Source organism: Planococcus halotolerans (assembly GCF_003289955.1).
In the GTDB taxonomy this organism is placed as follows: Bacteria; Bacillota; Bacilli; order Bacillales_A; family Planococcaceae; genus Planococcus; species Planococcus halotolerans.
The window spans coordinates 20,483-43,930 of record NZ_QLZR01000003.1 but is presented as its reverse complement, the minus strand read 5'-3'; the positions used below and the strand labels follow the sequence as shown (position 1 = coordinate 43,930).

General features: G+C 45.5%; 18 protein-coding genes. 2 read left to right on the top strand and 16 right to left on the bottom strand.

The window, feature by feature from the left end; all coding sequences use genetic code 11:
- Nucleotides 1-13 precede the first annotated feature (13 nt).
- The 16 genes from DP120_RS08995 to betB all read right to left on the bottom strand — a co-directional run bounded on the left by DP120_RS08995 (nt 14) and on the right by betB (nt 21,453).
- Nucleotides 14-1,534 (bottom strand): sugar ABC transporter ATP-binding protein, encoded by a 1,521-nt coding sequence (locus DP120_RS08995; RefSeq protein ID WP_112223337.1) that lies wholly within the window; start codon nt 1,532-1,534, stop codon nt 14-16.
- Nucleotides 1,535-1,618: 84 nt separating this feature from the next.
- Nucleotides 1,619-2,743 (bottom strand): sugar ABC transporter substrate-binding protein, encoded by a 1,125-nt coding sequence (locus DP120_RS08990; RefSeq protein WP_112223336.1) that lies wholly within the window; start codon nt 2,741-2,743, stop codon nt 1,619-1,621.
- 226 nt (nt 2,744-2,969) lie between these two features.
- Complete coding sequence (locus DP120_RS08985) at nt 2,970-4,070, bottom strand: ABC transporter ATP-binding protein (RefSeq protein ID WP_112223335.1); 1,101 nt, start codon at nt 4,068-4,070, stop codon at nt 2,970-2,972.
- 30 nt (nt 4,071-4,100) lie between these two features.
- Nucleotides 4,101-6,374, bottom strand: coding sequence for a glycoside hydrolase family 65 protein (locus DP120_RS08980; protein ID WP_112223334.1), 2,274 nt, complete (start codon nt 6,372-6,374; stop codon nt 4,101-4,103).
- Nucleotides 6,375-6,413: 39 nt separating this feature from the next.
- Nucleotides 6,414-7,091 (bottom strand): beta-phosphoglucomutase, encoded by a 678-nt coding sequence (gene pgmB / locus DP120_RS08975; RefSeq protein WP_112223333.1) that lies wholly within the window; start codon nt 7,089-7,091, stop codon nt 6,414-6,416.
- Nucleotides 7,092-7,118: 27 nt separating this feature from the next.
- Nucleotides 7,119-8,138 carry a LacI family DNA-binding transcriptional regulator gene (locus DP120_RS08970; protein WP_112223332.1) on the bottom strand — a complete coding sequence of 340 codons (1,020 nt, stop codon included), beginning with the start codon at nt 8,136-8,138 and terminating at the stop codon, nt 7,119-7,121.
- Nucleotides 8,139-8,165: 27 nt separating this feature from the next.
- The gene (locus DP120_RS08965) at nt 8,166-8,867 is read right to left on the bottom strand and encodes a YesL family protein (protein WP_112223331.1); all 702 of its coding nucleotides are present in this window, start codon (nt 8,865-8,867) and stop codon (nt 8,166-8,168) included.
- A 24-nt stretch (nt 8,868-8,891) separates the two neighbouring features.
- Nucleotides 8,892-9,728: a carbohydrate ABC transporter permease gene (locus tag DP120_RS08960; RefSeq protein ID WP_112223330.1), complete on the bottom strand. Its 837-nt coding sequence runs from the start codon at nt 9,726-9,728 to the stop codon at nt 8,892-8,894.
- Entirely contained in the window at nt 9,728-10,621 is an 894-nt protein-coding gene (locus DP120_RS08955) for a carbohydrate ABC transporter permease (RefSeq protein ID WP_240612002.1), read from the bottom strand. The genes DP120_RS08960 and DP120_RS08955 overlap by 1 nt, the downstream gene beginning before the upstream one ends.
- Before the next feature lie 76 nt (nt 10,622-10,697).
- On the bottom strand, nt 10,698-11,951 hold the full coding sequence (locus DP120_RS08950; RefSeq protein ID WP_112223329.1) for an ABC transporter substrate-binding protein: 1,254 nt from the start codon (nt 11,949-11,951) through the stop codon (nt 10,698-10,700).
- 93 nt (nt 11,952-12,044) lie between these two features.
- Nucleotides 12,045-14,399 carry a glycoside hydrolase family 65 protein gene (locus tag DP120_RS08945; RefSeq protein ID WP_112223328.1) on the bottom strand — a complete coding sequence of 785 codons (2,355 nt, stop codon included), beginning with the start codon at nt 14,397-14,399 and terminating at the stop codon, nt 12,045-12,047.
- Between the two features lie 603 nt (nt 14,400-15,002).
- Nucleotides 15,003-16,295: a sulfatase family protein gene (locus DP120_RS08940; protein ID WP_112223327.1), complete on the bottom strand. Its 1,293-nt coding sequence runs from the start codon at nt 16,293-16,295 to the stop codon at nt 15,003-15,005.
- Complete coding sequence (locus DP120_RS08935) at nt 16,295-17,260, bottom strand: formylglycine-generating enzyme family protein (RefSeq protein WP_112223326.1); 966 nt, start codon at nt 17,258-17,260, stop codon at nt 16,295-16,297. The genes DP120_RS08940 and DP120_RS08935 overlap by 1 nt, the downstream gene beginning before the upstream one ends.
- A 201-nt stretch (nt 17,261-17,461) precedes the next feature.
- On the bottom strand, nt 17,462-17,971 hold the full coding sequence (locus tag DP120_RS08930) for a YehS family protein (protein ID WP_112223325.1): 510 nt from the start codon (nt 17,969-17,971) through the stop codon (nt 17,462-17,464).
- Nucleotides 17,972-18,117: 146 nt separating this feature from the next.
- A complete protein-coding gene (gene betA, locus DP120_RS08925) occupies nt 18,118-19,800 on the bottom strand; it encodes a choline dehydrogenase (RefSeq protein WP_112223324.1) in 1,683 nt (560 codons plus the stop codon).
- A 180-nt stretch (nt 19,801-19,980) separates the two neighbouring features.
- Nucleotides 19,981-21,453 (bottom strand): betaine-aldehyde dehydrogenase, encoded by a 1,473-nt coding sequence (gene betB, locus DP120_RS08920; protein ID WP_112223323.1) that lies wholly within the window; start codon nt 21,451-21,453, stop codon nt 19,981-19,983.
- A gap of 296 nt (nt 21,454-21,749) precedes the next feature.
- Between betB and cudC the strand changes: the two genes are divergently transcribed.
- The gene (gene cudC / locus DP120_RS08915) at nt 21,750-22,301 is read left to right on the top strand and encodes a choline uptake/conversion transcriptional regulator CudC (protein ID WP_112223322.1); all 552 of its coding nucleotides are present in this window, start codon (nt 21,750-21,752) and stop codon (nt 22,299-22,301) included.
- 196 nt (nt 22,302-22,497) lie between these two features.
- Nucleotides 22,498-23,397 (top strand): glycine betaine ABC transporter substrate-binding protein, encoded by a 900-nt coding sequence (locus DP120_RS08910; RefSeq protein ID WP_112223688.1) that lies wholly within the window; start codon nt 22,498-22,500, stop codon nt 23,395-23,397.
- Nucleotides 23,398-23,448: the final 51 nt, after the last annotated feature.

The window sequence follows — 23,448 nt, the reverse complement described above, 5'->3', positions numbered from 1 at the left end:
TGATATTTACCTCCTATTGCGTTGCCAGTTCCATAATGGCTTCTTGAGTCGTTTCTGCTTTTGATAGTTCGCCGGTAATCTTGCCTTCCGCCATAACATAGATGCGGTCGCTCATACCGATAATTTCATTCAATTCGGAAGAGATCATGATAATGCTCATGCCTTCTTTGATCAATTCGTTCATAATTGTATAAATTTCAAACTTCGCGCCGACATCAATTCCGCGTGTCGGTTCGTCGAGGATCAGAATCTTCGGCCCTGTAAACAGCCATTTGCCCAGTGACACTTTCTGTTGATTGCCGCCGCTTAAATTGCCGACGATTTGTTCAAGCGAGCTTGCTTTGATGTGCAGCGAATCCTTGTATTGAGATCCAACCATCACTTCTTCGTTCAAGTTAAGGACGCCGCGGGATGAGATGCCTTTCAAATGGGCTGCAGTTACGTTGCTTTTGATATCTTTGATCAAAAACAGGCCGTTGCCTTTTCGGTCCTCTGTCACATAGGCAATTCCCGCTTTGATCGCGTCGCTCGTATGCTTGAATGAAGCCGGCTGGCCCTGGACTTTCATGTCACCCTGCAATTTATAATTTCTGGAGTTCCCGAAAATGCTGAGCGCTAATTCAGTGCGGCCGGATCCCATCAGACCAGCGACTCCAATAATTTCGCCTTGTTTCACATGTAAATTGGCGTTCTTAACCACATCCCGGCCAAGTTGGGAATCGTAAGCAGACCAATTATTCAATTCCAGAACCGTTTTTCCAAATTGATGATCTAAACGTTTCGGATAAATATCTTCGATTTCGCGTCCCACCATATTTTTAATAATGACGCTTTCGGATATTTCCCCTTTATGGGCGTCCAATGTACAGACTGTTTGCCCGTCTCTCAGAATCGTCGCTTTGTCGGCAATTGAAATGACTTCCTTCAGTTTGTGGGAAATCATGATGCACGTAATACCTTGCGATCTTAACTCCTTCAAAAGCTCCAACAGGTTTTCACTGTCATTTTCATTCAGCGCAGCTGTCGGTTCATCCAAAATGAGGAGTTTTACATTTTTGCTCAACGTTTTAGCGATTTCGACCAACTGCTGCTTTCCTACACCCAAATCTTTGATCAATGTCTCTGGATCAACATTCAGTTTTACTTTTTTCAGCATTTGGGTTGCCTGGATGATTGTTTCGTTCCAATCCACAAAAGGCCCTTTTCTGATTTCATTGCCGGCAAAAATATTTTCGTATACTGTTAGGTCCGGAAACAGCGCCAACTCCTGATAAATGATGGCAATCCCCGCTTTTACACTGTCATTGATTTCGTTGAATTTCTGGACTTCGCCTTCAAAGACGATGTCCCCTTCATATGTACCGTATGGATAGACTCCACTTAACACTTTCATGAGCGTCGATTTGCCTGCTCCGTTTTCTCCAATCAAACAATGGATTTCTCCACGTTCCACTTTGAAATTCACGTCATCCAGAGCTTTGATGCCTGTAAATTCCTTTGTAATGCCATTCATCTCTAAAATATAGTCGCTCATTTCTTAGCCTCCCTTACGAAAACGTCAAGGAATGGAGAAATAGTGATAGAAATTTCTATCACTATTTCCTGGATCCTATTGTTTTTATTCGATTCCTGTAAATTCGCTTGCTTCATAATAGCCGGAGTCGATCAATTCCGCTTTCACATTTTCTTCGTCTACAACAATGACGTCTGTTTGCTTCGCTTTTACTTCGCCAGCTCCATTATCATAAGAACCTGTTGTTTCAGGATCGTTGCCGTCAAGTACGTCAACAGCCATGCCCATTGCATCTTCAACCAATGTACGGACATCTTTGAACACAGTCATCGATTGTTTCTCATCAATAATGTATTGGATTGAAGCTTTTTCAGCATCCTGGCCCGTGATGGTGTAATTTGTCACCGCGGAGTCTGATGCGAATACATCTGCAATTGAACGGGCTGTGCCATCGTTCGGCGCAAGAATTGCAACCTCGCCTTTCAAATCTTCACCCACTGAAGTCAAATGCGTCTGAGCTTTGTTCTTCGATTCATTTGGATCCCAGTTTGTCGTAACCTGGCCGATAATTTTGCTCAATTGGTCGCGGTCCAATTCTTTAGTATCTGACAAAGCTTCCGCTTCACTCGAATTGGCGATTTTGAAAGTACCGTCAGCAATTTTCGGCTGAAGCACTTCCCATGCTCCCTGGAAGAACAGGAATGCGTTGTTGTCAGATGAAGCTCCTGCATATAAATACAGCGGTACATCTGTTCCTTCTGCGTTATCCACTAAATACTGAGCTTGTGCCGCTCCTACTGCCAAAGAGTCGAATGTTACATAATAATCAACAGCGTCTGTGTCTGTGATCAAACGGTCATATGCGATAACTGTTACGTCATCCGCTTTCGCCGCTTCAACTGCCGCAGCAGCTGCTGCACCGTCATGTGGAGTAATAATCAAAACTTTAATCCCTTTATTCAATAAAGCTTCCACGTTCTCTTTTTCTTTTGCCGAAGAACCCTGGCTGAATAAAATTTCAGTTGAATAATCCGAATCGGCTAATGCATCTTTAAAGCGCTGCTCATCCTGGACCCAGCGTGGTTCATCTTTAGTAGGCAAAACGATTCCGACATCCACCCCTGAACCCGAACCGGAACCCGCTTCTCCTTCGTTACCGCATGCTGCAGCTACCAATGCGAACATTGCCAGAACCATCAGCAACATAAATCCTTTTAAATTCTTTTTCATATCTTTCCCCTCTCCCTTTGTAAATATAAGTAAGTACTTTTTAAGTATAAATTCTGAAAACTTTTATGATAGCGCTTTCACTAGTATTCTTTTAACATCATCTGTATTTTTTTAATTTTTAAGGGATACCACATAAAAGCACCTGAATGGTTAGAGAATACTCTAACCATTCAGGTGCAAAGTTTTCACCTTTCAACTAGTGTGGAAGGTGATATTTTTTTCACTTCTACCGTTTAATCCGAAGTTCCGATTCCTTATCAAAGAAATGCGCCCGGTTCATGTCAAAAGCCATATCGATTGTCTGGCCAGCCTGGACATTGAAACGGGAATCGACGCGGGCGATGAAATCCTGATTATCCACCACCGAGTAAAGGACGATTTCCGAGCCCATCAATTCTGCTACTTCGATGTGCGCCCGGATTTTCGTTTCCGGGGAGTGGTCCAGGAACACTGGTTCATCGTGGATATCTTCCGGCCGGATGCCGAGCAGCACCGGCTTGCCGTCATAGCCTTTTTGGCGAAGTAGGATCGCTTTGCCTTCCGGCACTTTGACGCGGATGTCTCCCAATACAAAATGATTGCCTTCAAGGCGGCCGTCCAGAAAGTTCATCGCCGGTGAGCCGATAAAACCGCCGACGAAAACATTATCCGGTTCATCATAAACCTGTTTCGGTGAGCCGACCTGCTGGATAAATCCGTCTTTCATGACGACGAGACGCGTCGCCATCGTCATCGCTTCCGTCTGGTCATGCGTCACATAAATCGTTGTCGTCTGAAGCCGGCTGTGCAATTTCTGGATTTCCGTCCGCATCTGGACACGCAGTTTGGCGTCCAGATTGGATAAAGGTTCATCCATCAGGAATACTTTTGCATCACGGACAATTGCGCGGCCCAGTGCAACCCGCTGCCGCTGCCCGCCGGAAAGCGCCTTCGGTTTGCGGTACAGGAAATCTTCCAGCCCCAAAATCTTCGCCGCCCTGTCCACACGCGCTTTGATTTCATCTTTCTTCATTTTGCTGAGTTTCAGGCTGAACGCCATATTATCATAGACGTTCATATGCGGATAAAGCGCATAGTTCTGAAACACCATTGCGATATCCCGGTCTTTGGGCGATACGTCGTTGACCCGTTTGTCACCGATGAACAAATCGCCTTCCGTAATATCTTCCAGACCTGCAATCATCCGCAGCGTCGTCGATTTCCCGCAGCCGGACGGCCCGACCAATACGAGAAACTCCTTGTCCCGAACTTCCAGATTGAAATCCTGTACCGACACGACTCCTTTATCGTAAACTTTTTTGAGATTCACCAACGTTAGGCCAGCCATTTTATTCCCTCCCGCATTATGGATTTGAACTTACCGGATTACAGTTTCTTTTCCGCTTTCCAGAAAAAGCGGTGCTCCGTTATGAGTAATGTTCAGGTCTTCACCCTCGAGAACCGAGTAAGCGACATCGTCCCGGGTTATTCGGAATTTCAGTACCCTTCCTTGATACCGCAACCGGAACTCGAGTGAATTCCATTCTGCCGGAAGAATCGGGGCCAGTGACAGGCCATCTTCTTTCAGCCGCAATCCTGCAAAACCATAGACAATGCCGAGCCACGTGCCGCCCATATTGGCCATATGCAAGCCATCTTTCGTATTCTTATGGGTGTTGTCGAGATCGAGGCGCGCGGTTTCATTGAAATAACTATAGGCTTTTTCCGAATAGCCTAGTTTCGACGCCATAATGCTGTAGACACAGGTTGATAATGAAGAATCGTGTGTCGTGATCGCTTCATAATAATCATAGGAATTCTTAATGGTTTCAAAATCCTGTTCATCTTCCAGCAAAAAATGGGCGAGTACGGTGTCTGCCTGTTTCAGCACTTGATAACGATACAAGGTCAGCGGATGATAATTCAGCAATAATGGAAATTTCTCAGGCGGCGTGTTTTTCAGATCCCATCTCGCCTTCTGTAAAAAGCTGTCATCCTGCGCGTTGATCTGCAAAGATTCATCATATGGAAGGTACATACTGTCAGCGGCAATTTGCCAATTGCCCACTTCCGTTTCGGTCAGTTCCAGCCGACTGGCCAGCTGTTTCAAGTGATCACTGTCTGTTTCATCCAATAAATAATAGATCTTGGCGGCCCAGCTTAAATTATGCTTGGCCATGACATTCGTATAATAATTATTATTGATGATGCACGTATATTCATCAGGACCCGTCACATCGTCTATCCGGAATTTGCCGTTTTGCAAATGACCCGTATCTTCCCATAAGCGTGCAGTTTCAAAAAGCACTTCCGCCATATAGCGTTTCATAAAATCCTCATCTTTTGTTGCCAGATAATATTGGATATAGCTATAGGCAATGTCCGCGCTTATATGGTATTGCGCTGTACCAGCCGGAAAGAATGCCGAACTTTCTGTTCCCATGATGGTGCGCCACGGGAATAATGCACCTTTCTCATGTCCCATTTCCCTGGCCCGCTCTCTTGCATGCTCCAGAATCGAATAGCGATGCAGCAGCAGGTTCTTTGCGATTCCCGGATTGGTCATAAGGAACACAGGAAAAATATAGATTTCGGTGTCCCAGAAATAATGCCCTTCATAGCCTTCCCCGGATAATCCTTTTGCCGCGATATTGCTCGCCGGGTCTTTGCCGACGGATTGGAGGAGCTGGTAGAGATTAAAGCGGATACCCTCCTGGACGCGCTGGTCGCCTTCGATTACAATATCGGAAATTTCCCAAAAAGCGTCCAAATAGGCCTTCTGCTCTTCCAGCAGATCATCGAAATTCTGACCCTGAACCTGGCGAAGAAGGATCATCCCTTCATCAATAACATTTTCCCCGTGCCTCAAGGTTTCTGTATAGATGGCGTATTTTGTGAAATGAACCGCTTCATGACCCGTACAAAGATAGGTTTCTTCTATGGAATAATCCGTCAGCCGGCTGTCATAATCGTGATTCTCAGCTGCAACAGCAGAAGAAGATACGCACGCCACCTCGAGTTCCGTGACGTATGTAGTATCTTTTACAATACCGATCCTATCTTCCTGCCGTACTTCTGTGACATGAAGCCGTTTTGCATGTCCCGAAGCTACCCGTGGGTCTTCTTTGTCCACAAAGTTTGTCACATCACCATTGACAGTGGAAACGATTTTCACCTGCTCGACAGGCGTTATGGATTCCACCTTAATATCCAGCGCGATCAATTCCTTCGTTGTAAAAGAAACGAGCCGCCTGAAATGTATTTTCACTTCTTTCCCTTTGGGTGATATCCAGTGCACAATGCGTTCTGCATACCCTTTATCCATATGCAGGTTGCGTTCAAAGGACAGCAACTCGCCTTCAAACAAAGAGAATCGTTCTCCGTCCAGGTAAATTCGGACCGACTGGGCATCGATGATGTTCAGCACTTTTTGCTGTTTTTCCGGGAAACCGTACAATTTCTCGCCGTAAGTAATTTCTGTTTCATCGTGAAAAGCGTTTATATAGGTGCCCCGAATGGATTTATCTCCTTCTTCATATCCTTCTTCGAAATTCCCTCTAACACCCAGGTAACCGTTGCCTAAAGATAAGAGACTTTCATTGATCAATAAATTTTCGTTATCCAGTTCGTACTTGGTTAATCTCCAAGCCATTTCTCATCCTCCTTTCCAGACCTTCCATGCCTTGGGCCCTTATTTCTGCTTCTTATCGAATTCCTGTAGTATCTGCTGGAATTCCAATTGCTGCGTATTTTCAACCAAATAATCGGCATGCGCTAGATGCGCCTCGTCACCCACTCCGACCGAAAACATGCCGGCCCGATTGACCGCTTCCACACCTGCGGCCGCGTCTTCAATGCCGACACAATCGGCATGAGCGATTCCGAGAGCGTCTGCCGCAGCAGTGAACGTTTCGGGATCCGGTTTGCCGTTCGTTATTTCCGCGGCGTTTACGACATAATCGAAATAACCGGTGAGCTCGAGTTTATCTAGAATGCGGGAAGCGTTCTTACTGGCCGAACCGAGAGCGATTTTAATGCCTGATTGTTTATTGGCCTCCAGTAAATCCTTAATCCCGGGGAGGATATGACTCGGATCGATCGATTCGATCAACTCGAGGTAATAGCCATTTTTCCGGGTCGCCAGCCCGATTTTTTCTTCCTCCGAAAATTCGGTTGGCGAAGTTGACTGCTCCAGGATCCGATCGAGTGAATCCATGCGGTTGATGCCTTTCAATTGTTCATTGAAATGGCGGTCAATCGTTATGCCCAGTTCATCGGCCAGCTTTTTCCAACCTAAATAATGAAACTCTGCCGTGTCCGTAATGACGCCGTCGAGGTCGTATATAAAAAGTTTAGGAGATTGTCGCATAAGCTAAATTCCTTTCCATATCGGCAATCAATTTGCCAGGGTCTTTACGCTGTCCCGCTCCATCAGCTGATGTTCAATCCAGATATGCTGCTTCACAGCGTTATTTTCCTTTATAGCCTGCAGCAGCTGTGCTGCATTTTTTCCAATTTCAATAAAGTCCTGCCGAATCGTTGTAAGGGCGGGCTCGGTATAACTGCAGAAGACCAAATCATCAAAGCCGGTGACCGAAATATCCTCAGGGATTTTCAATCCAGCTTCCTTTACTGCTTTCATGACCCCAATGGCCATCAAATCACTGAAACACAGAAAAGCTGTCGGCTGCTGTTCCTGCAAATATTTTTTTGCCAATAAATAAGCCTGTTCTTCTGAAAAATCGGCTTCCAGAACCGTGAGGCCCTCCAATTCCAATCCGCAGGACTGCAAAGCTTCTTCCACGCCTTTTATCCGCTCTTTATTGACATAGGTTTCGGGAGTTCCCGCGATCACGACGATATCGCGGTGATTTCGTTGCAGAAGATATCCAGCGATTTCCCTGGCGGCCTTGGCATTATCGATTGACACGCTGCCAATCATTCCGTTATCGCTTTCGTTCATGATATCGAGCACCACACAAGGCAGGCTGGTGTCGATCAGCTCTTTATAATACTGATCGTCTGTGCGGATTCCCTGCAAAATGGCTCCCCCGATATTCCGTTCACGGCAATATTGCACATAACTTTGCTGCGTCTGCCGTTTTGAGTCGATCAGGTTGATGGACAGATCGAAACGGCTGTCGGCAACCGCCCGGTAAACTCCTTTAAAGATATCGAAAGCATTACTGTCTTTTACGTTGTCATTGAGCACACCGGAAGAAATCAAACCAATGGTCATCCGCTTTTTCGAACTCAGGTTTTTCGCATTGATATTCGGTGAATAGTCTAATTCCTTCGCAACAGCAAAAATCCGCTGGCGTGTTTCTTCTTTAACATCTTTATAATTATTGAATGATTTCGACACCACACTGACGGAAACATTCGCTTTTTTCGCAACTTCTTTTATCGTTGCCACCTTAAATCCCACTTCCTCCACTGATCATCAGCCGGCATCATCCGACACCGTCTTTCCACTAATTTTTTGCGCTTCCCTGTAAAATGCGGTAAAAGACAGGAAGGCAATCATCGAGCAAGTCACAAGCGGAAACAGCCATAATAATTGAGTCACGCTCAGCCATAAAAGCACTCCGCTGCTGGCTGCGATGAAAACACCCGTTAATGGCCTGCCCGCAGAAAGGAAAAACGCATTTTTCGCCTTCGCCGCAGCAGTCATCCGGTAATGGGAACTGATCGACAGAAAATTGACCGTATAGATGAACATGGCGATTCCAATCACCATAAACAGAATTGCTGCGCTGTTCTGTTCTGTATAAAAATAGAAGTAACCGTAATACCAAACGAGCCATACCAGCGCAAAAACCGCACCTGTTTTTGCATTCATTTTATAATCCGTTCTCAGATGGAAAAAATACGTTTTTATTATAGAAGAGAAATCTTCTTCTACAACCCACTCCCTTATCACAGAGAAGACGGCGGCTGTTGCAGGGAAAAACAGGAGCGTTGCAAAAAGCCAGCCCGCAGCTCCGAAAAATACGAATCCTGCGATGCTGCTCATTTCAACTGTCACAAAAAGGATGAAAAACGGCAGGCTAATCAGGAACCATAGCAAATTGATGCCGGAAAACCGCATGATCCACTCGCTCATTGTATAAAAAACCCCGGTGATCCCTTTTAGTTCAAGCATGATACCCCTCCAGTGGAAAGGAGCTTATTTGACAGCCCCTTCCCCAATTCCTTTTATGATGTATTTCTGGGCAATTATATAGAAGATGACAACCGGTATGATTGTTAATGTCAGTCCGGCCATCGCTAAGTTCCACTCAATGGTGAATTCACCGAAAAAGTAAAATACGGACAGCGGAATCGTCCGCAGGTCTTTGTCGATCAAAGTCAATGACGGCAAAAGGAAATCATTCCAGATCAGAATGACATTCAAAATCATCACTGTCGCAGTAATGGGAGTCAATATCGGAAAAACAACCCGCCAGAACACACCGAATTTCGTTGCGCCATCGATAGTGGCCGCTTCTTCAAGCGATATCGGAATGGATTTGATAAATCCGTGATACAGGAAAACCGAAAGAGCTGCGTGAAATCCGATATTCATGAATATCAACCCACTGAGCGTATTATACAAAGGAATGCCTGTCGTTCTCGTAATTCCTGTGACCATCTGCATCAATGGCATCATAATTGTCTGGAATGGAATCAGCATCGTAGCGATCAGCGTCATGAAGATGACTGTACTGACCCAATTGCCCGATCTTGCCAGCATCCATGCGGTCATGGATGAAAGGATTACGATAAACACCACCGATACGACAGTCACGTATATCGAGTTCAGGAAGGCATTGAGGAAATCCATCCGTTGCATGGCAGCACTGTAGTATTGAAGACTGAATTCCTCAGGGAAAGCCAGTGTATTGTCATACAGCTCCAGCCGGTTTTTGAAGGAGTTGATAAAGATAATATAGATGGGAGAAAGAAATACCAGCGCCATCAGAATGAGCAGAATCTCTTTCGACCAATTTCCTATGGCCTTCATCACATTTCAACCTCCTTCTTCTTGGTGATATAAACCTGAGTCAACGTAATGGCCGCGATAATGACAAAGAATACAATCGCTTTGGCCTGGCCATAGCCATAATTTCCATAGCCGAAAATTTCGTTGTAAATATTCATCGCAAACAGCTCTGTCGCATTTGCCGGTCCACCGCCCGTAAGCGACAAGTTAACATCATAGATTTTAAAACCATAGGACAAGGTAAGGAATAAACTGATTGTAAACGCCGGCATAAGAAGCGGCACTGTAATCCGTAAGAACCGCTGCCAGCCGCTGGCGCCATCTATTCTTGCCGCTTCAATCACTTCTCCCGGTATTCCTTGTATTCCTGCAATATAGACAATCATGACATAACCCGCCATCTGCCAGGTAAAGACAAAAACAAGCGCAAATAACGCAAAGTCTTCATTGTTCAGCCAGTTAAAGAATATCGATTCCAGCCCTGTCACATCCCCGATCAAGGTAAAAACATCAAGAAAAACAAATTGCCAAATATACCCAAGTATCAGCCCGCCGATTAAATACGGCATGAACAGCATGGTTCTTGCCAGATTTGCCAGCTTCAGCTTGGACGTTACCAAAAGCGCAAACGCAAGTCCGACCGCGTTGACCGTAATTACGGATAATACCGTAAATAAGACAGTCAGCCAAGTTGAACGGAGAAACCGTTCGTCTTCCATAAGCCTGACAAAATTATCAAGCCCGTTGAATACCATGGGGTTCGCCCCGATGCCGTCCCATTGGAAAAAAGCGTAATAGATTCCGATAACAAATGGAACAAGTACGATAAGAGTAAAAATGAGTAATAACGGCACTGTAAAGATTAAATACCAACCGATTTTCTTCCTGTTCGCCACGCTCATCCCCACTTTCATAACATTGCTGATTGGAAGCTCTTTCAGAAAAAGCAGAACACGCCATTACAGGCGTGTCCCTATTATTTCACCGTTCTTATTGAGCGGCGTTCTCCCATGCAGCCTGCAGATTTTCAACCAGTTCTTCACCGGTCATATCTTCATTGACGAAGAAGCTCTCAGCCACTGGAGTAAAGTCATTTGGAACCACGTTGGCAGGATAGTAGTTATGCGACCATGGAATTGTTTCCCCACTGTTTGATGCTTCCAATACAGCTTGTGACAGTGGATCCAGATCTCCGGCTTCAATATTGGTCATTGCTGGAATAAAACCGAATTCCTCTACAATGAACCGCTGACCGGTTTCGCTATTGTGGAGCCAATCCAGGAACTCGATAGCTGCATCAATTTCTGCCTGATCTTTCTCTGCGTTGACTGCCCAGTTGCTTCCTACGCCGACTGCCAATTTGTCATTGCCTTCAAGCGGGAAGGGTGCCATTCCGTATTCAAAATCCACTTCGAATTCATCTAACATACCCGCTGCCCAGTTACCCTGGTGAATCATGGCAGTCTGGCCAGCCGCAAAATCACCGACTTGCGTATCATAAGTAGTGTTTAACGGCGTTGGCGTATTGTCTCTGATTGCTTCCATAAATTCACCGAATCTCTGGAATTCCTCTGTTTCAGTCAAAGTCACTTCGCCGTTCGACAATTGCTCCATGAATTCCACTGGATCTTCCTGGAGTGAGAATGGGTAGTTACTGATATGCCCGATCAGGAAGTAAGCTTCAGAAGAAAGGCCGAAACCGTTGATGCCTTCTGCATTAAAATCTTCCAAAGTACTTACAAATGAATCATAATCCTGGATATCCGCCGGATCGACCATCTCTGTATTGTAGACAATACCGAATCCTTCCACGCTGTATGGAACCCCGACCAATTTGTCATCCAGCATCAATTCCATATCCGGCGCGATATTGCTGACAAAATCCTCGCCGCTCAAATCATATAAATACGACTCCAAACGTTCTGCAACCTCTGCGTTTTGAACACTCATAATAGATGGACCCGTTCCATTGTTCAAGCGGATCTGCAATTGCTGTGCATAATCATCACCGGTCGTCCCGATAACTTCCACTGGAACTCCCGTTTCTTCCGTATAAGCCTCTGCAGCAGCTTCCAGTTGCTCAGAAATTTCCACTTTAGTTTGGAAAATACTGATGCCTTGCGATTGTTCTCCTGAACCGCCTTCTGATCCACCTTCGTCTCCGCCTCCGCCGCCACATGCAGCCAAGAGTGAGATTGTTGCGGCAAATGTCATGCCTGTAACAAACTTCTTATTAAATGCCATTGTTGGTGCCCCCTTTAATGATTTGAAATTATATAGTAAACAAAATGATGAACTCATTTTGTGACTACCTGTTCCAAAAACTAAGAGAATCAATTAATCAGTAAGCGTTATTTCGATTGAATGCTCGAATTCATGAACATTGCCGGCTGTTTCGACTTGAACCGCTTTTTCGCTGCCTGCCGAAATTTTCAGCATATTTTTTGTTATATCCAGCCGCAAAGGTTCCCCTTTCCAGTAAATCGAAAATTGCATACGCCCCCACTCTTTCGGCAGCCGCGGATTTATCATGAGCCTGCCGTCTGTCTGGCGGACACCCGCAAACCCGAACACGGCAGCTTTCCAAATCCCGCCGATTGCTGCTGCATGAATGCCGTCGTCAGAGGAGTGCATATTCTGTCCCATATCTATTTCGCAGGTTTTTCGAAACAGGGAGTAGGCAAGCTCCCGTGCTCCGATTTCACTTGCCGCAATCGCATGCGTCGACAGGCTTAGGGAAGAATCATGGAGCGTACGCGCTTCATAATAGAAGAAATTCGCCCGTTTGGCCTCTTTTGAAAAACGTGGATCATCTTTCAAAAATGTCTGTTCCATCAGGAAAAACAACAGGATTATATCCGCTTGCTTCGTCACTTGGATGCCGTTGATCTGTTCCGGGTTATAATCGCGGTAGATTGTCCTGGCTTTCGTTTGCTTCTTATACTTATCAAGATCGATTTCCCGCAATTCCAGATACGTGTCGTCCTGCGGCAGCACCAAATCCTCATTGCGCGGTTCCGGCAAATAGAGCCGCTCAGCTTTCGATTGCCAATCGGCATGATCCCCTTGCCGGACAAGTGACTTCCAAAGTTCCGGATTTTCCTTCTCCAGTTTCTCCGCATAGCGCATCGCCAGCATCAAATTAAAATAAGCCATGTAATTCGTGAATGCGTTGTTGCTGACATGTTCTTTATATTCATCCGGGCCGATGACATCAGTAATTTCATAGCGCTCTCTTTCCTCATTCCATTCAAACCGGCTTGCCCAGAATCTCGCTGTTTCAAAAACCATCACGTAACCGTATTGTTCCAGAAATTCTTCATCACCGGTGACGTTTACATATTGATAAATCGCAAAAGCGATATCAGCTGAAAGATGATGTTCGATTAACCCTGCCCAGATTTTTGTCCGCTCCCCGGTGACAATATCGATATCGCCCCATTCCGGAGTCACTTCGCCGTCCGTCGGCCACGCCATTTCCCATGGAAACATTGCACCGATGTAACCTTGTTCAGCTGCTTTTTGCCGGGCACCAGGCAATCCATGATAGCGATACTGCAGCAATGACCGTGCTGTGTCGGGATTCGAATAAATAAAAAAAGGCAGGATAAAGATTTCAGTGTCCCAAAATGAATGCCCTTTATACGCTTCACCGCTCAATGCCTTGGCGCCGACTCCCATCCGGTCATCATGCGCCGGAGTCATCGCGGTCAAATGATACAGCGAAAAATGGATTGCCAACTGGTCGTCGGGATTCTCGCTCTCCACTTCGAAACCATAGGCATCCCATACGTTTTCCTGCCAGGCAAGGCGATGGGATTCCCTTAATCGTTCGTATCCTTTTTTATCGAAATCCTTTAGTTCTCTCAAAGATTGTTCCTGCATTTCGGCCAGGCTGTAATGCTCGTGATCACTTTCTTTATCCCGGCTCGTATGGACAGTCGTCAGCTTTTCCAGTTCAAAATTGTCTCCTTGCTCTATTCGGAACTTATAGGACATCCACACTTTTCGGCGTTCCATGTATTTATTCGCTTCAGCAGTGATTTCTTCATCGTTGAGTTTTAATGTATGTACCGTATTGTGAACGAAATCAATACCGGATTGAGTAGTGGTCTGAACGAGCTGGATAAATCGGTCTTCCCAAATTCTCCGGTCTCCTTCCAGAAAATGCTGTACTCCGGAATTTGTCATCTGGGCGTTGATGCCGCTTTCAATCGATACATCGACTGCACCCGACAGGCATTTAAGTTCCATTTTCATGCCAATTAAATGAGAATGGGCAAAGGACACAAAACGGCTGAAACGAAATTGAAGCTTCTTCCCTTCAGGAGATGTCCAGCTGAAAGAGCGAATAAGTTCCGCGTCTTTTATATTCAGCTGTTTACTGTAATTCTCAGTTTCCCCAAATTCGAGGCTGAAACGTTCTCCATCAATCAGAATGTCGAGGCGGGTGGCATCTGCTGCGTTCGGCAATTCCACCACTTCGTTTTTATCCGCCTGATTGAATGTCCCATTGATGAAAAGATTTCTTCTTTCACTTAAATAAGGTTCTTCATTCGCTGAGCGCAGCCCCATATAGCCGTTTCCCAATAACATCACCGTTTCGGTCTTCCCAAGATGAAGGGATGAGAAGTTATTCTCGCCCAATATCCAATTCTCGTAATTTCCTTTACCGATTGAATAATCCATCATTGCAGCCACCCCCTTCGGTGATGTTGTCCGAATTTCCGAAAACGTTTTAGTTTTGCACGAAAAAAGAGAGATGGGTTGTTGAGGTTTTTTCTGGACCGTTTTAATTGTCTGTAAACCTTACCATCTCTTGTGTCAATTGAATCGACTATGTATTTAGTATTTTCTGTATATTAAGCGTTTTCATTTAGTATAAATCCTTCTTTTTTAATAGTCAATGGATACTTCTTTTTACCTGCTGGCTAAAATTGAAAAAGAGCTGTCAGTTTCAGCCGGCAACTCTTCCTGTTATCTGTATAAGTTGAACTAATAATTTAATAATTTTCATAATCGATATTCCACAAAACAGCTTCGCTTGCCGGGGGCTCGCGCTGAGCTAACTAAAACCCGTGCTCCTGCATCGCTTCGCTAGCTTCGTCGCAAAGAGTTGCCCTTGCAGGCGTCGGTCAACTCTTCGCTGTTTTGTTCCATATCTTTTGAGAGTTCTCTCAGCAATGGCTAGAATTAGGAACAGGTGAATGAAACAAGTGGTCTTCCCGACTTATTGAAACATTTTTGCGACTAGCTTTGCGCAGAAGCGATATATTCTATTTTTTTTAGTTCAACTTATTTATCACGATCCTGCGTCCATTCTTCCGCTTCCGTCCCGGGAACCGGGCCTTTCAGTAAAGGATCTTCTGTTTCCGTCATCCACTTGGCGACTCGTTCCCTTAATTTCAGCAGCATATCCTGATAATCCGGATTTCTGGCCAGATTTTCCTGTTCCAGCGGATCCTTTTTCAAATCATACAATTCTTCTTTCGAATTCGGAACGGAATATTCCTCCCGCACCTCCTCGCCTGAAAGACTCGTATACAGATCATATGGAAGATAGACTTTCGGTCCGTCCTCAAAATTCCGGATATATTTATAGTCTTTCGTCCGGATGCCGCGCATCGGATGATAACGGTCATGCCAGGTCAATTCGCAGAAAAAATGGTCCCGCTCCGTGTAATCCTGCCGCTCCAATAAAGGCAAAAAACTGTAGCCGTCAATATCTTCCGGCACTTCTCCCCCCGCGATTTCAAGCAAAGTCGGCATCAAATCGATATTGCACAGCAATTCATCCTGCCTCCTGCCTTCTTTCATCGTGCCTTTTGGAAATCGGATGAGCAAAGCCGTTTCCAGCCCAGCATCCAATAATGTACCTTTTGCACGGGGAAACGCGATGCCATGGTCCGTCGTATAAATCAAAACCGTGTTGTCCGCAAGTCCCGTGTCATCCAGCAATTTTTTAATCCGTCCCACAGACCGGTCGAGTTCTTTTACCGAGCCTTGGAAAAGAGCGATGTCTTCCCTGACTTTTTCTGTGTCCGGCAGATACGGCGGCACTTCAACGCTATCAATCGGATCCGGCTCAAAATCATCAAACGGGCGATGCGTTTCTTCAAATCCGACCGACGCATAAAACGGTTTTTCATTTGCTGAATTGGAACGCTCTTTCAGGAAATCTTCCAGCTGATCCGTGACTTTTTCCGCTGCGTTGCCCGGCACTTTCACGACATGATCGTAGCCCAGTTTTTCTCCTTCGTAGACGCCATCGATCGATTCATGGAAAAAGCCGAACAGCGACGTATCGTATCCCGCCTTTTTCATTTCGGAAGGAATTGTTTTAACGTCGCTTTTCATCGTATGTCCCAGGTGGGTAAGCCCCATCAAACCGTGGTTATGGCCGTATTTTCCTGTCAGAATGCTGCCGCGGCTGGGGCTGCACTGAGGCTGTGAGCAGAAATAATTATCGAATTGAATTCCTTCTTCTGCAATTTTATCCAGCTCCGGTGTTTCGACTTTTCGTCCGTATGTCCCTAAATGCCGCCCCGTATCATGTGAAATGACCATCAGAATATTTAATTTCTCCATTAAATTGATCCCTCCATTTCGATATCAGCTGCGCATCTGAACCCGATATTGCCAGCCGAACTGTCCATTGTATTCGACGTGCGCGCCGCCACCCGGTACCTGTTGCAATAGGATTCATGGCATAAATACGATCCGCCGCGCATGGCCCGGTGGATATTTGCTTGATGCCATTCTTCTTCAGTCTGCTGTGCAAATGGATTCGAACACCATTCCCATACGTTGCCTGCCATATTATAAAGTCCGAATCCATTCCGCGGAAATGAAACAGCGGGCGCGGTTCCGATATAACCATCTTCTATTGTATTCGTATTCGGAAACGCTCCTTGCCAGATGTTGCAATAATGTTCCCCGTTCGGCGTCAATTCATCACCCCACGGATATTTCTGCTGCACGAGGCCGCCGCGCGCCGCAAACTCCCATTCACTCTCAGTCGGCAACCGCTTGCCTGCCCATCTGGCAAACGCCTCCGCATCGTTCCACGAAACATGGATCACCGGATGATCCATCCTGTCTTCTATGAATGAACCCGGCCCTTCCGGCTGATGCCAATACGCCTGCTCCACAGCAAACCACCACGGAGTCGCCGCCACTTGCTGCACTTCAACTTGAATATCCCGCGCAATAAATCGAAAGAACACAAACGACCAGCCGAATCTTTCAGCTTCCGTTATGTAACCCGTTTCTTTGACGAATTGCGCAAACTCTACATTGGTCACCGTATGGCTGTCCATCATAAAAGGCTTCACATACTGTTCCCTTACCGGCCCTTCGCAATCAGCTTGAAATCCTTCTTCATCATCAGTGCCCATTAGGAAAGTCCCGCCTTCGATACGCACCATTTTTTCGGGAAAGCGTAACTCCTTCTCTTGCTGGACGGGTGAAAATTCGTCTTTTTCGATTGCTTTTCCTGTTGCCGCCAAGTCTTGCCGGCTGGCTGAGCAGCAATTTGTCTGTTCCCTCTCCATTCGATTCCCTCCTTCCGGGTTTCGGGATTAGTTAGTATAGATTGTATACCCCCTGGCCGGAGAGTTAAAGTTTTTATGGAAAACGGGTCGCTGTTGAATAAAAACATCTACATCCCATAGAAATTATTGCCTTTTATTCCAAATAAATTTGGTGATCAGCCCAAAACAAAAACCGCACCAAAAAGATGCGGTTGAATCGTCTTATTTTCTATACTTGATAGCCAAGCCTTTCAAGAAGTTGCGCGCATAGCGATCGCCGCAGAGAGAGTAATTCTTGTGTCCCTGCTTGCGCAGCAATCCACTCATTTCGCTTTTTGAAACCGTTACACCGGCGAGTTGCATGATTTCCAGCATATCTTCGCTCGTCAATTGCAGCGCGATCTTCACTTTTTTCAGCAACAGATTCTTCGATGGCTCGTTCGTAAGCGGCGGTGTGCCCGTCTGCCCTTCCTGGCGTCCGCGTTTATGGATGATGAAGCCGTTCAGGAACGACTCAAGCATCGCATTGTCCACAGGAATATGGTCTTCGTTCGCACTTTCAGTAAAGATGCTGTCGTCTGCATCTTCGTCGCGTTCCGGCGACTTTGTCAGCACCTTCTGTACATCTTCCTTTGTCAGTTGAATGCCACCCAGTTTAAAAATCTCCACCATGTCATTATTTTTAATGTCCAGCGCATAACGCAGCCGGATCAGAATATCGTTATTATCCATCGTGAAACCTCCTGTAGCCTAAGCAAATTTGTCTTCTTTCATGATAGCACAGGTCATTGCTGCACCGCTTTTAAAAAGAAAAGCACCCTTTCAGAAACGCCTGCCGCAAAGCGAAGACATTTTGAAAAGGTGCTTCTAATCAGGTTTTATTGATTTACAGTGCCTGCCTCAGGCGCATGTACGCCATGGCGATAGAAATCCGCGTGGATCGGTTCCAATGGCTTGCGTCCCAGTATGAGATCAGCCGCTTTTTCAGCCAGCATCAACACAGGGGCATGGATATTGCCGTTCGTTACATACGGCATTGCAGAAGCATCAGCTACCCGCAAATTTTCCACTCCGTGCACTTTCATCGTTAATGGATCTACAACAGCCATCGGGTCCGAAGCCGGTCCCATTTTCGCTGTGCAGGATGGATGAAGTGCAGTTTCAGCATCATTCGCCACCCATTCCAAAATCTCTTCATCCGTACTTACGGAAGGTCCCGGGGAAATTTCACCGGAGTTATAACGTGACATTGCGGGCTGCTGCATGATTTTCCGGGAAACTCTTATCGCTTCAACCCATTCGCGCCGATCCTGTTCAGTCGACAGGTAATTATAAACCATGCTCGGGTACACTTTAGGATCCTTCGAGCGAATCTTCAACGATCCCCTTGCATCAGAATACATTGGACCAACATGCACTTGGAAACCGTGTTTGGTATCCGCTTTCTGACCATCATAGCGAACAGCTACCGGAAGGAAATGAAACATCAAGTTTGGATATTTGACGTCGTCATTCGAACGGACGAATCCGCCGCCTTCAAAATGATTGGTTGCTGCCGGGCCCGTGCGAGCGAACATCCATTGCAATCCGATCCATGGCATGCGCGCTACATTTAAGCTTGGCTGCTGCGAAACAGGAAGCGGACAAGAATGCTGGATATAAACTTCAAGGTGGTCCTGGAGATTTTCTCCGACACCTGGAAGATCCACTACCGGTTCAATGCCGAGTGAGCGAAGGTGTTCCGCATTCCCCACACCCGACAATTGAAGGATCTGCGGTGTGTTGATCGCCCCGCCTGAGAGCACAATTTCCCCCGCTTTAACTTGGTGAGTTTTTCCGTTTTGCTTATACGTTAAGCCTGTGGCGCGAGTACCTTCGAAATTGATGGTAGTAACAAAAGCACGCGTTTTCACTGTCAGGTTCGGACGGCTCATCGCCGGATGCAGGTATGCCCGTGAAGCTGACAAACGTCTGCCTTTATAAACATGCTTATCAAATGGCCCGAATCCTTCCTGGCGAAAGCCATTTACATCAGGGGTGCGTGAATAGCCAGCCTCTACACCTGAATTAAAGAAAGCTTGGAACAATGGATTTGTAGCAGGTCCCCGCTCCAGTTTGATCGGTCCATCGTGGCCGCGGAGATCATCATCCGGTGAAGCTAAAGCTGTTTCCAACCGTTTGAAGTACGGAAGGCAATGTGCAAAGTCCCATGTATCCATGCCTTCGTCAGCTCCCCAGCGCTCATAATCCAGTGGATTGCCGCGCTGGTAAATCATGCCGTTGATCGAACTCGAACCGCCGAGAATCTTGCCGCGTGCATGTTTGATGCGGCGCCCGTTCATATGGGGTTCAGGATCAGATTCATATTTCCAGTCATACATGCTTTTTCCTGCAGGAAACGGCAATGCTGCCGGCATTTGGATCAACAGGTCCCATGCATGGTCACTCCGTCCCGCTTCCAGCACTAGAACATTTTTTTTGCCATCTTCACTTAAACGGTCGCCGAGTACAGAACCCGCACTCCCGCCGCCAACTACTATATAATCATATGTTTCACTCATCTTGTGTTCCTCCTTGAATATAGAAACCGGAAACAGCAATTCAGTTTGCAGCTAAAACTTTGCTGAAACGCACATCCCCGATCAAATTCTTTTTATTTTTTTACTCAACCTGTTTCCGCGACCAAAAACGGCCGTTTCGGAAACAGTATTTTTTCATCAAGATAGTCTTACCAATAAAGATTAGAACCAGTTAATCGCTTCAGGTTTAAGGTTCTGGAAGATATGCTTTGTTTCTGTATACTCTTCCATGCCCATTCTGCCCAGTTCACGCCCGATGCCGGATTGTTTATATCCACCCCAAGGTGCGTGCGGGAAATAAAGATTGAAATCATTGATCCAGACTGTTCCCATGCGCATTTTCGCTGCACAGCGTTCAGCTTTTGCAATATCAGAGGTCCAAACGCCACCGGCTAGCCCATATATTGAATCATTGGCAAGCTTTACTGCTTCTTTTTCTGTCTTGAATTTTTCAACCGTGATAATCGGGCCGAAAGCTTCATCTTGAACAATGTTCATATCAGTAGTGCAGCCAGTAAATATAGTCGGTAAATAGAAGAAGCCTTTTTGTAATTCAGGATCTTCCGGACGTTTGCCGCCGACTGCCACAGCGGCACCTTCTTTAATGCCCATTTCCACGTAGTCTTCCACTTTTTTAAGGTGTCCAGCAGAAATAAGTGGTCCCATTTGGGTTTCCTCATCAAATCCGCTGCCCAGTTTAAATTTCTTCACTCGCTCAACAAGGGCATTCACAAACTCATCATGGATGCTGTCTTCCACAATCAACCGTGTTCCGGCAGAGCAGATTTGGCCAGCGTGGAAAAACACGCCGTTTAACGCTTGATCGACTGCCACTTCGAAATCAGCATCCGCAAAAATCACGTTAGGATTTTTCCCGCCAAGTTCAAGAGCCAGATTCTTAACATTCGCGCTGGCCGCTTGCATAATTTTCTTGCCGGTAGCAAGACCGCCTGTAAATGAAATCAGATCCACGTCCGTATTGCTTGATAGCTCTGCGCCAATCGTATCTCCTGGTCCAAGCACGAGATTCGCAACTCCCGACGGCACTCCTGCCTCTTCCATCAATTCAAATACTTTAATAGTCGTAAGCGGTGTAACTTCACTTGGTTTCATCACAAGCGTATTTCCAGTCGCCAGTGCTGGAGCCAATTTCCATGATGCTTGAAGCAGCGGATAATTCCAGGGTGTAATCTGTCCGCAAACACCTACCGGTTCGTGTACCACTTTGCTGATCGAGTTTGGAACAGGTGAAGCAATCAGCTCCCCACCATCTTTATCCGCAAGTTCTGCAAAATAACGGAATACGCCAGCGATATCATCCATGTCGCCTTTACTTTCTTCAACTGTTTTGCCAGTATCCAAGGATTCCAGATGAGCAAGTTCCTCTTTATCCCGTTCAATCAATTCGGCGATCTTTCTTACGATAGCCCCACGTTCGGTTGCCGGAGCAAAAGCCCAGTCCCCATTATCAAATGCTTCTCTTGCTGCCGCGATTGCCGCTTGGGCATCTCTTTCATCGCCATCCGGAACAACAGCAATGATTTCCTGGTCATATGGATTAATAATTTCCCGTGTCTTTCCTGAAACCGCTTCTACCCATTGTCCGTTTATGTATTGTTGTAGTTTTATATCCAAATTTTTCAACTCCATTTTCATTTAAATTAAGTTTGTTAAGAATTTATTTAACATAAGAAAACCTTAACACGTCTTTTCAAGGCTGTCAAAGTTACTTTCTATAGAAGATGGATACAATCCAAGAAATAAATAAGATTTAGCTCATGCTATACGGTAAAAGGGTTTTCAGACCTAAACAGCTGCTAAAACATAGATTTGGCATTTGACATTTAATCTGTACGCGTTAACATAAAGTTTGTTAAGAATATTTAATGAATCTTTAACAAGGTTTACTTTATTTATAAAGGAGCAAGATTATGAGTGAATCCAGCGAACGATCAAGATCCAAAATAGAAGAAGCCAAAGACAAAGTGATTGGCGCAATTGCAGAAACGATGGATCTGTATGGAGTAACGCCTGCTGCAGCAAATTTATATGCCACCATGTATTTTAAAGATCAAATGACTCTTGATGAAATGCGCACGGAACTTGAAATGAGTAAACCCAGCATGAGTACGAGCGTGCGCAAATTGCAGGACATTAAAATGGTGAAAAAAACATTTACCCGGGGATCCAGAAAACATACCTATGTAGCCGAGAAAAATTTCTTCCGTTCTTTTATGGAATTTTATTGTCTGATGTGGGAACGGGAAGTAAAAATGAACATGGAAGCAATCGAGGAGTCACAGGACGATTTTATTGAAATCATCAAAGACTCTGCCAGCACCCCAGACGTTGTGGCGGAAGCCAAGCAATTCTATGATCAACTGGAAGAATCCAAAGCATATTACCTCTGGTTAAATGACTTGGTCGAGAGCATTCGAAACGGCAGGATATTCGAGTTTTTACCGAAAGAACAAGCCAAATAAATCTGTGAGCATAATCAGGTAGTCGGAAGTAAAATGGTGCAGACTGCCTGTCTGAATCGAAACAACCGACTCTTTTATTGGAAAGAGGAGGTTTTGCTCGGAGTATTTGTTAAATTAAATTTTAATACTTTTAATATATTTAATATTGAAATGTATTTTAATAAATATACACACTTATAAAGGGGAGTTTTACATGATGAACAAAAAGAAAAACGGAATTGGTTTTATTGCAATGATTCTTATCATTGCTATGCTTGCAGCCTGCGGAAGCACGGATGGTGCCTCTGACAGCGAAAAAGAAGAGTCAGCAGCAGAGAAAAATGACAACGAATTAGTCTTCGGACAAATCAACTGGGCTGAAAATATTGCCGTAACAAATATGTGGAAAGTAATCCTTGAAGATAAAGGTTTTGATGTAAAACTAAACATTTTGAACATGGGGACAACCATGAAGGCTTTGGAGACTGGCGACATCGATGCCAGCCTGGAAATATGGCTGCCGGTACAGGATGCTAACTACTTGGAGAAATATCAGGACACTGTCAATTTCTCGGAAGCTACATGGTTCGATAATGCAAAAGTAGGGCTGGTTGTACCAACTTACGTGGAAGAAGTTAATAGTGTAGAAGATTTAAATGAACATAAAGAATTGTTCGATGGCAAAATTGTAGGTTTTGATCCAGGCGCAGGGACAATGGAAGTTACCGAACAATTGATCGAGGATTATGGCCTTGAGTTCGAATTGCAGCAAAGTTCCGAAGCTGCCATGCTGGCTGAAATCCAGGAAGCTGTCAAAGACAATGAACCAATTGTTGCACCACTTTGGAGTCCGCATTGGGTATTTTCCCAGTTTGACTTGAAGTTCCTCGAAGATCCGCAAAACACATTCGGTGGTGTAGAAAAAATCCACCATGCTACACGCCAAGGATTCGAAGATGACAATCCGGAAGTCAGTGAATGGCTGAAAAACTGGAAAATGGACGATAAACAAATCGGCGAGCTTATCGACTATGTCGAAAGTGCCGAAGATCCTTACACAGGTGCTGAGAAGTGGGTCAGCGAGAACGAAGACCTGATTGGCGAATGGGTAAAATAAAATAGCAAAGCTCCGAATGATGGCCAGTTATAGACTGGACGCATTCGGAGC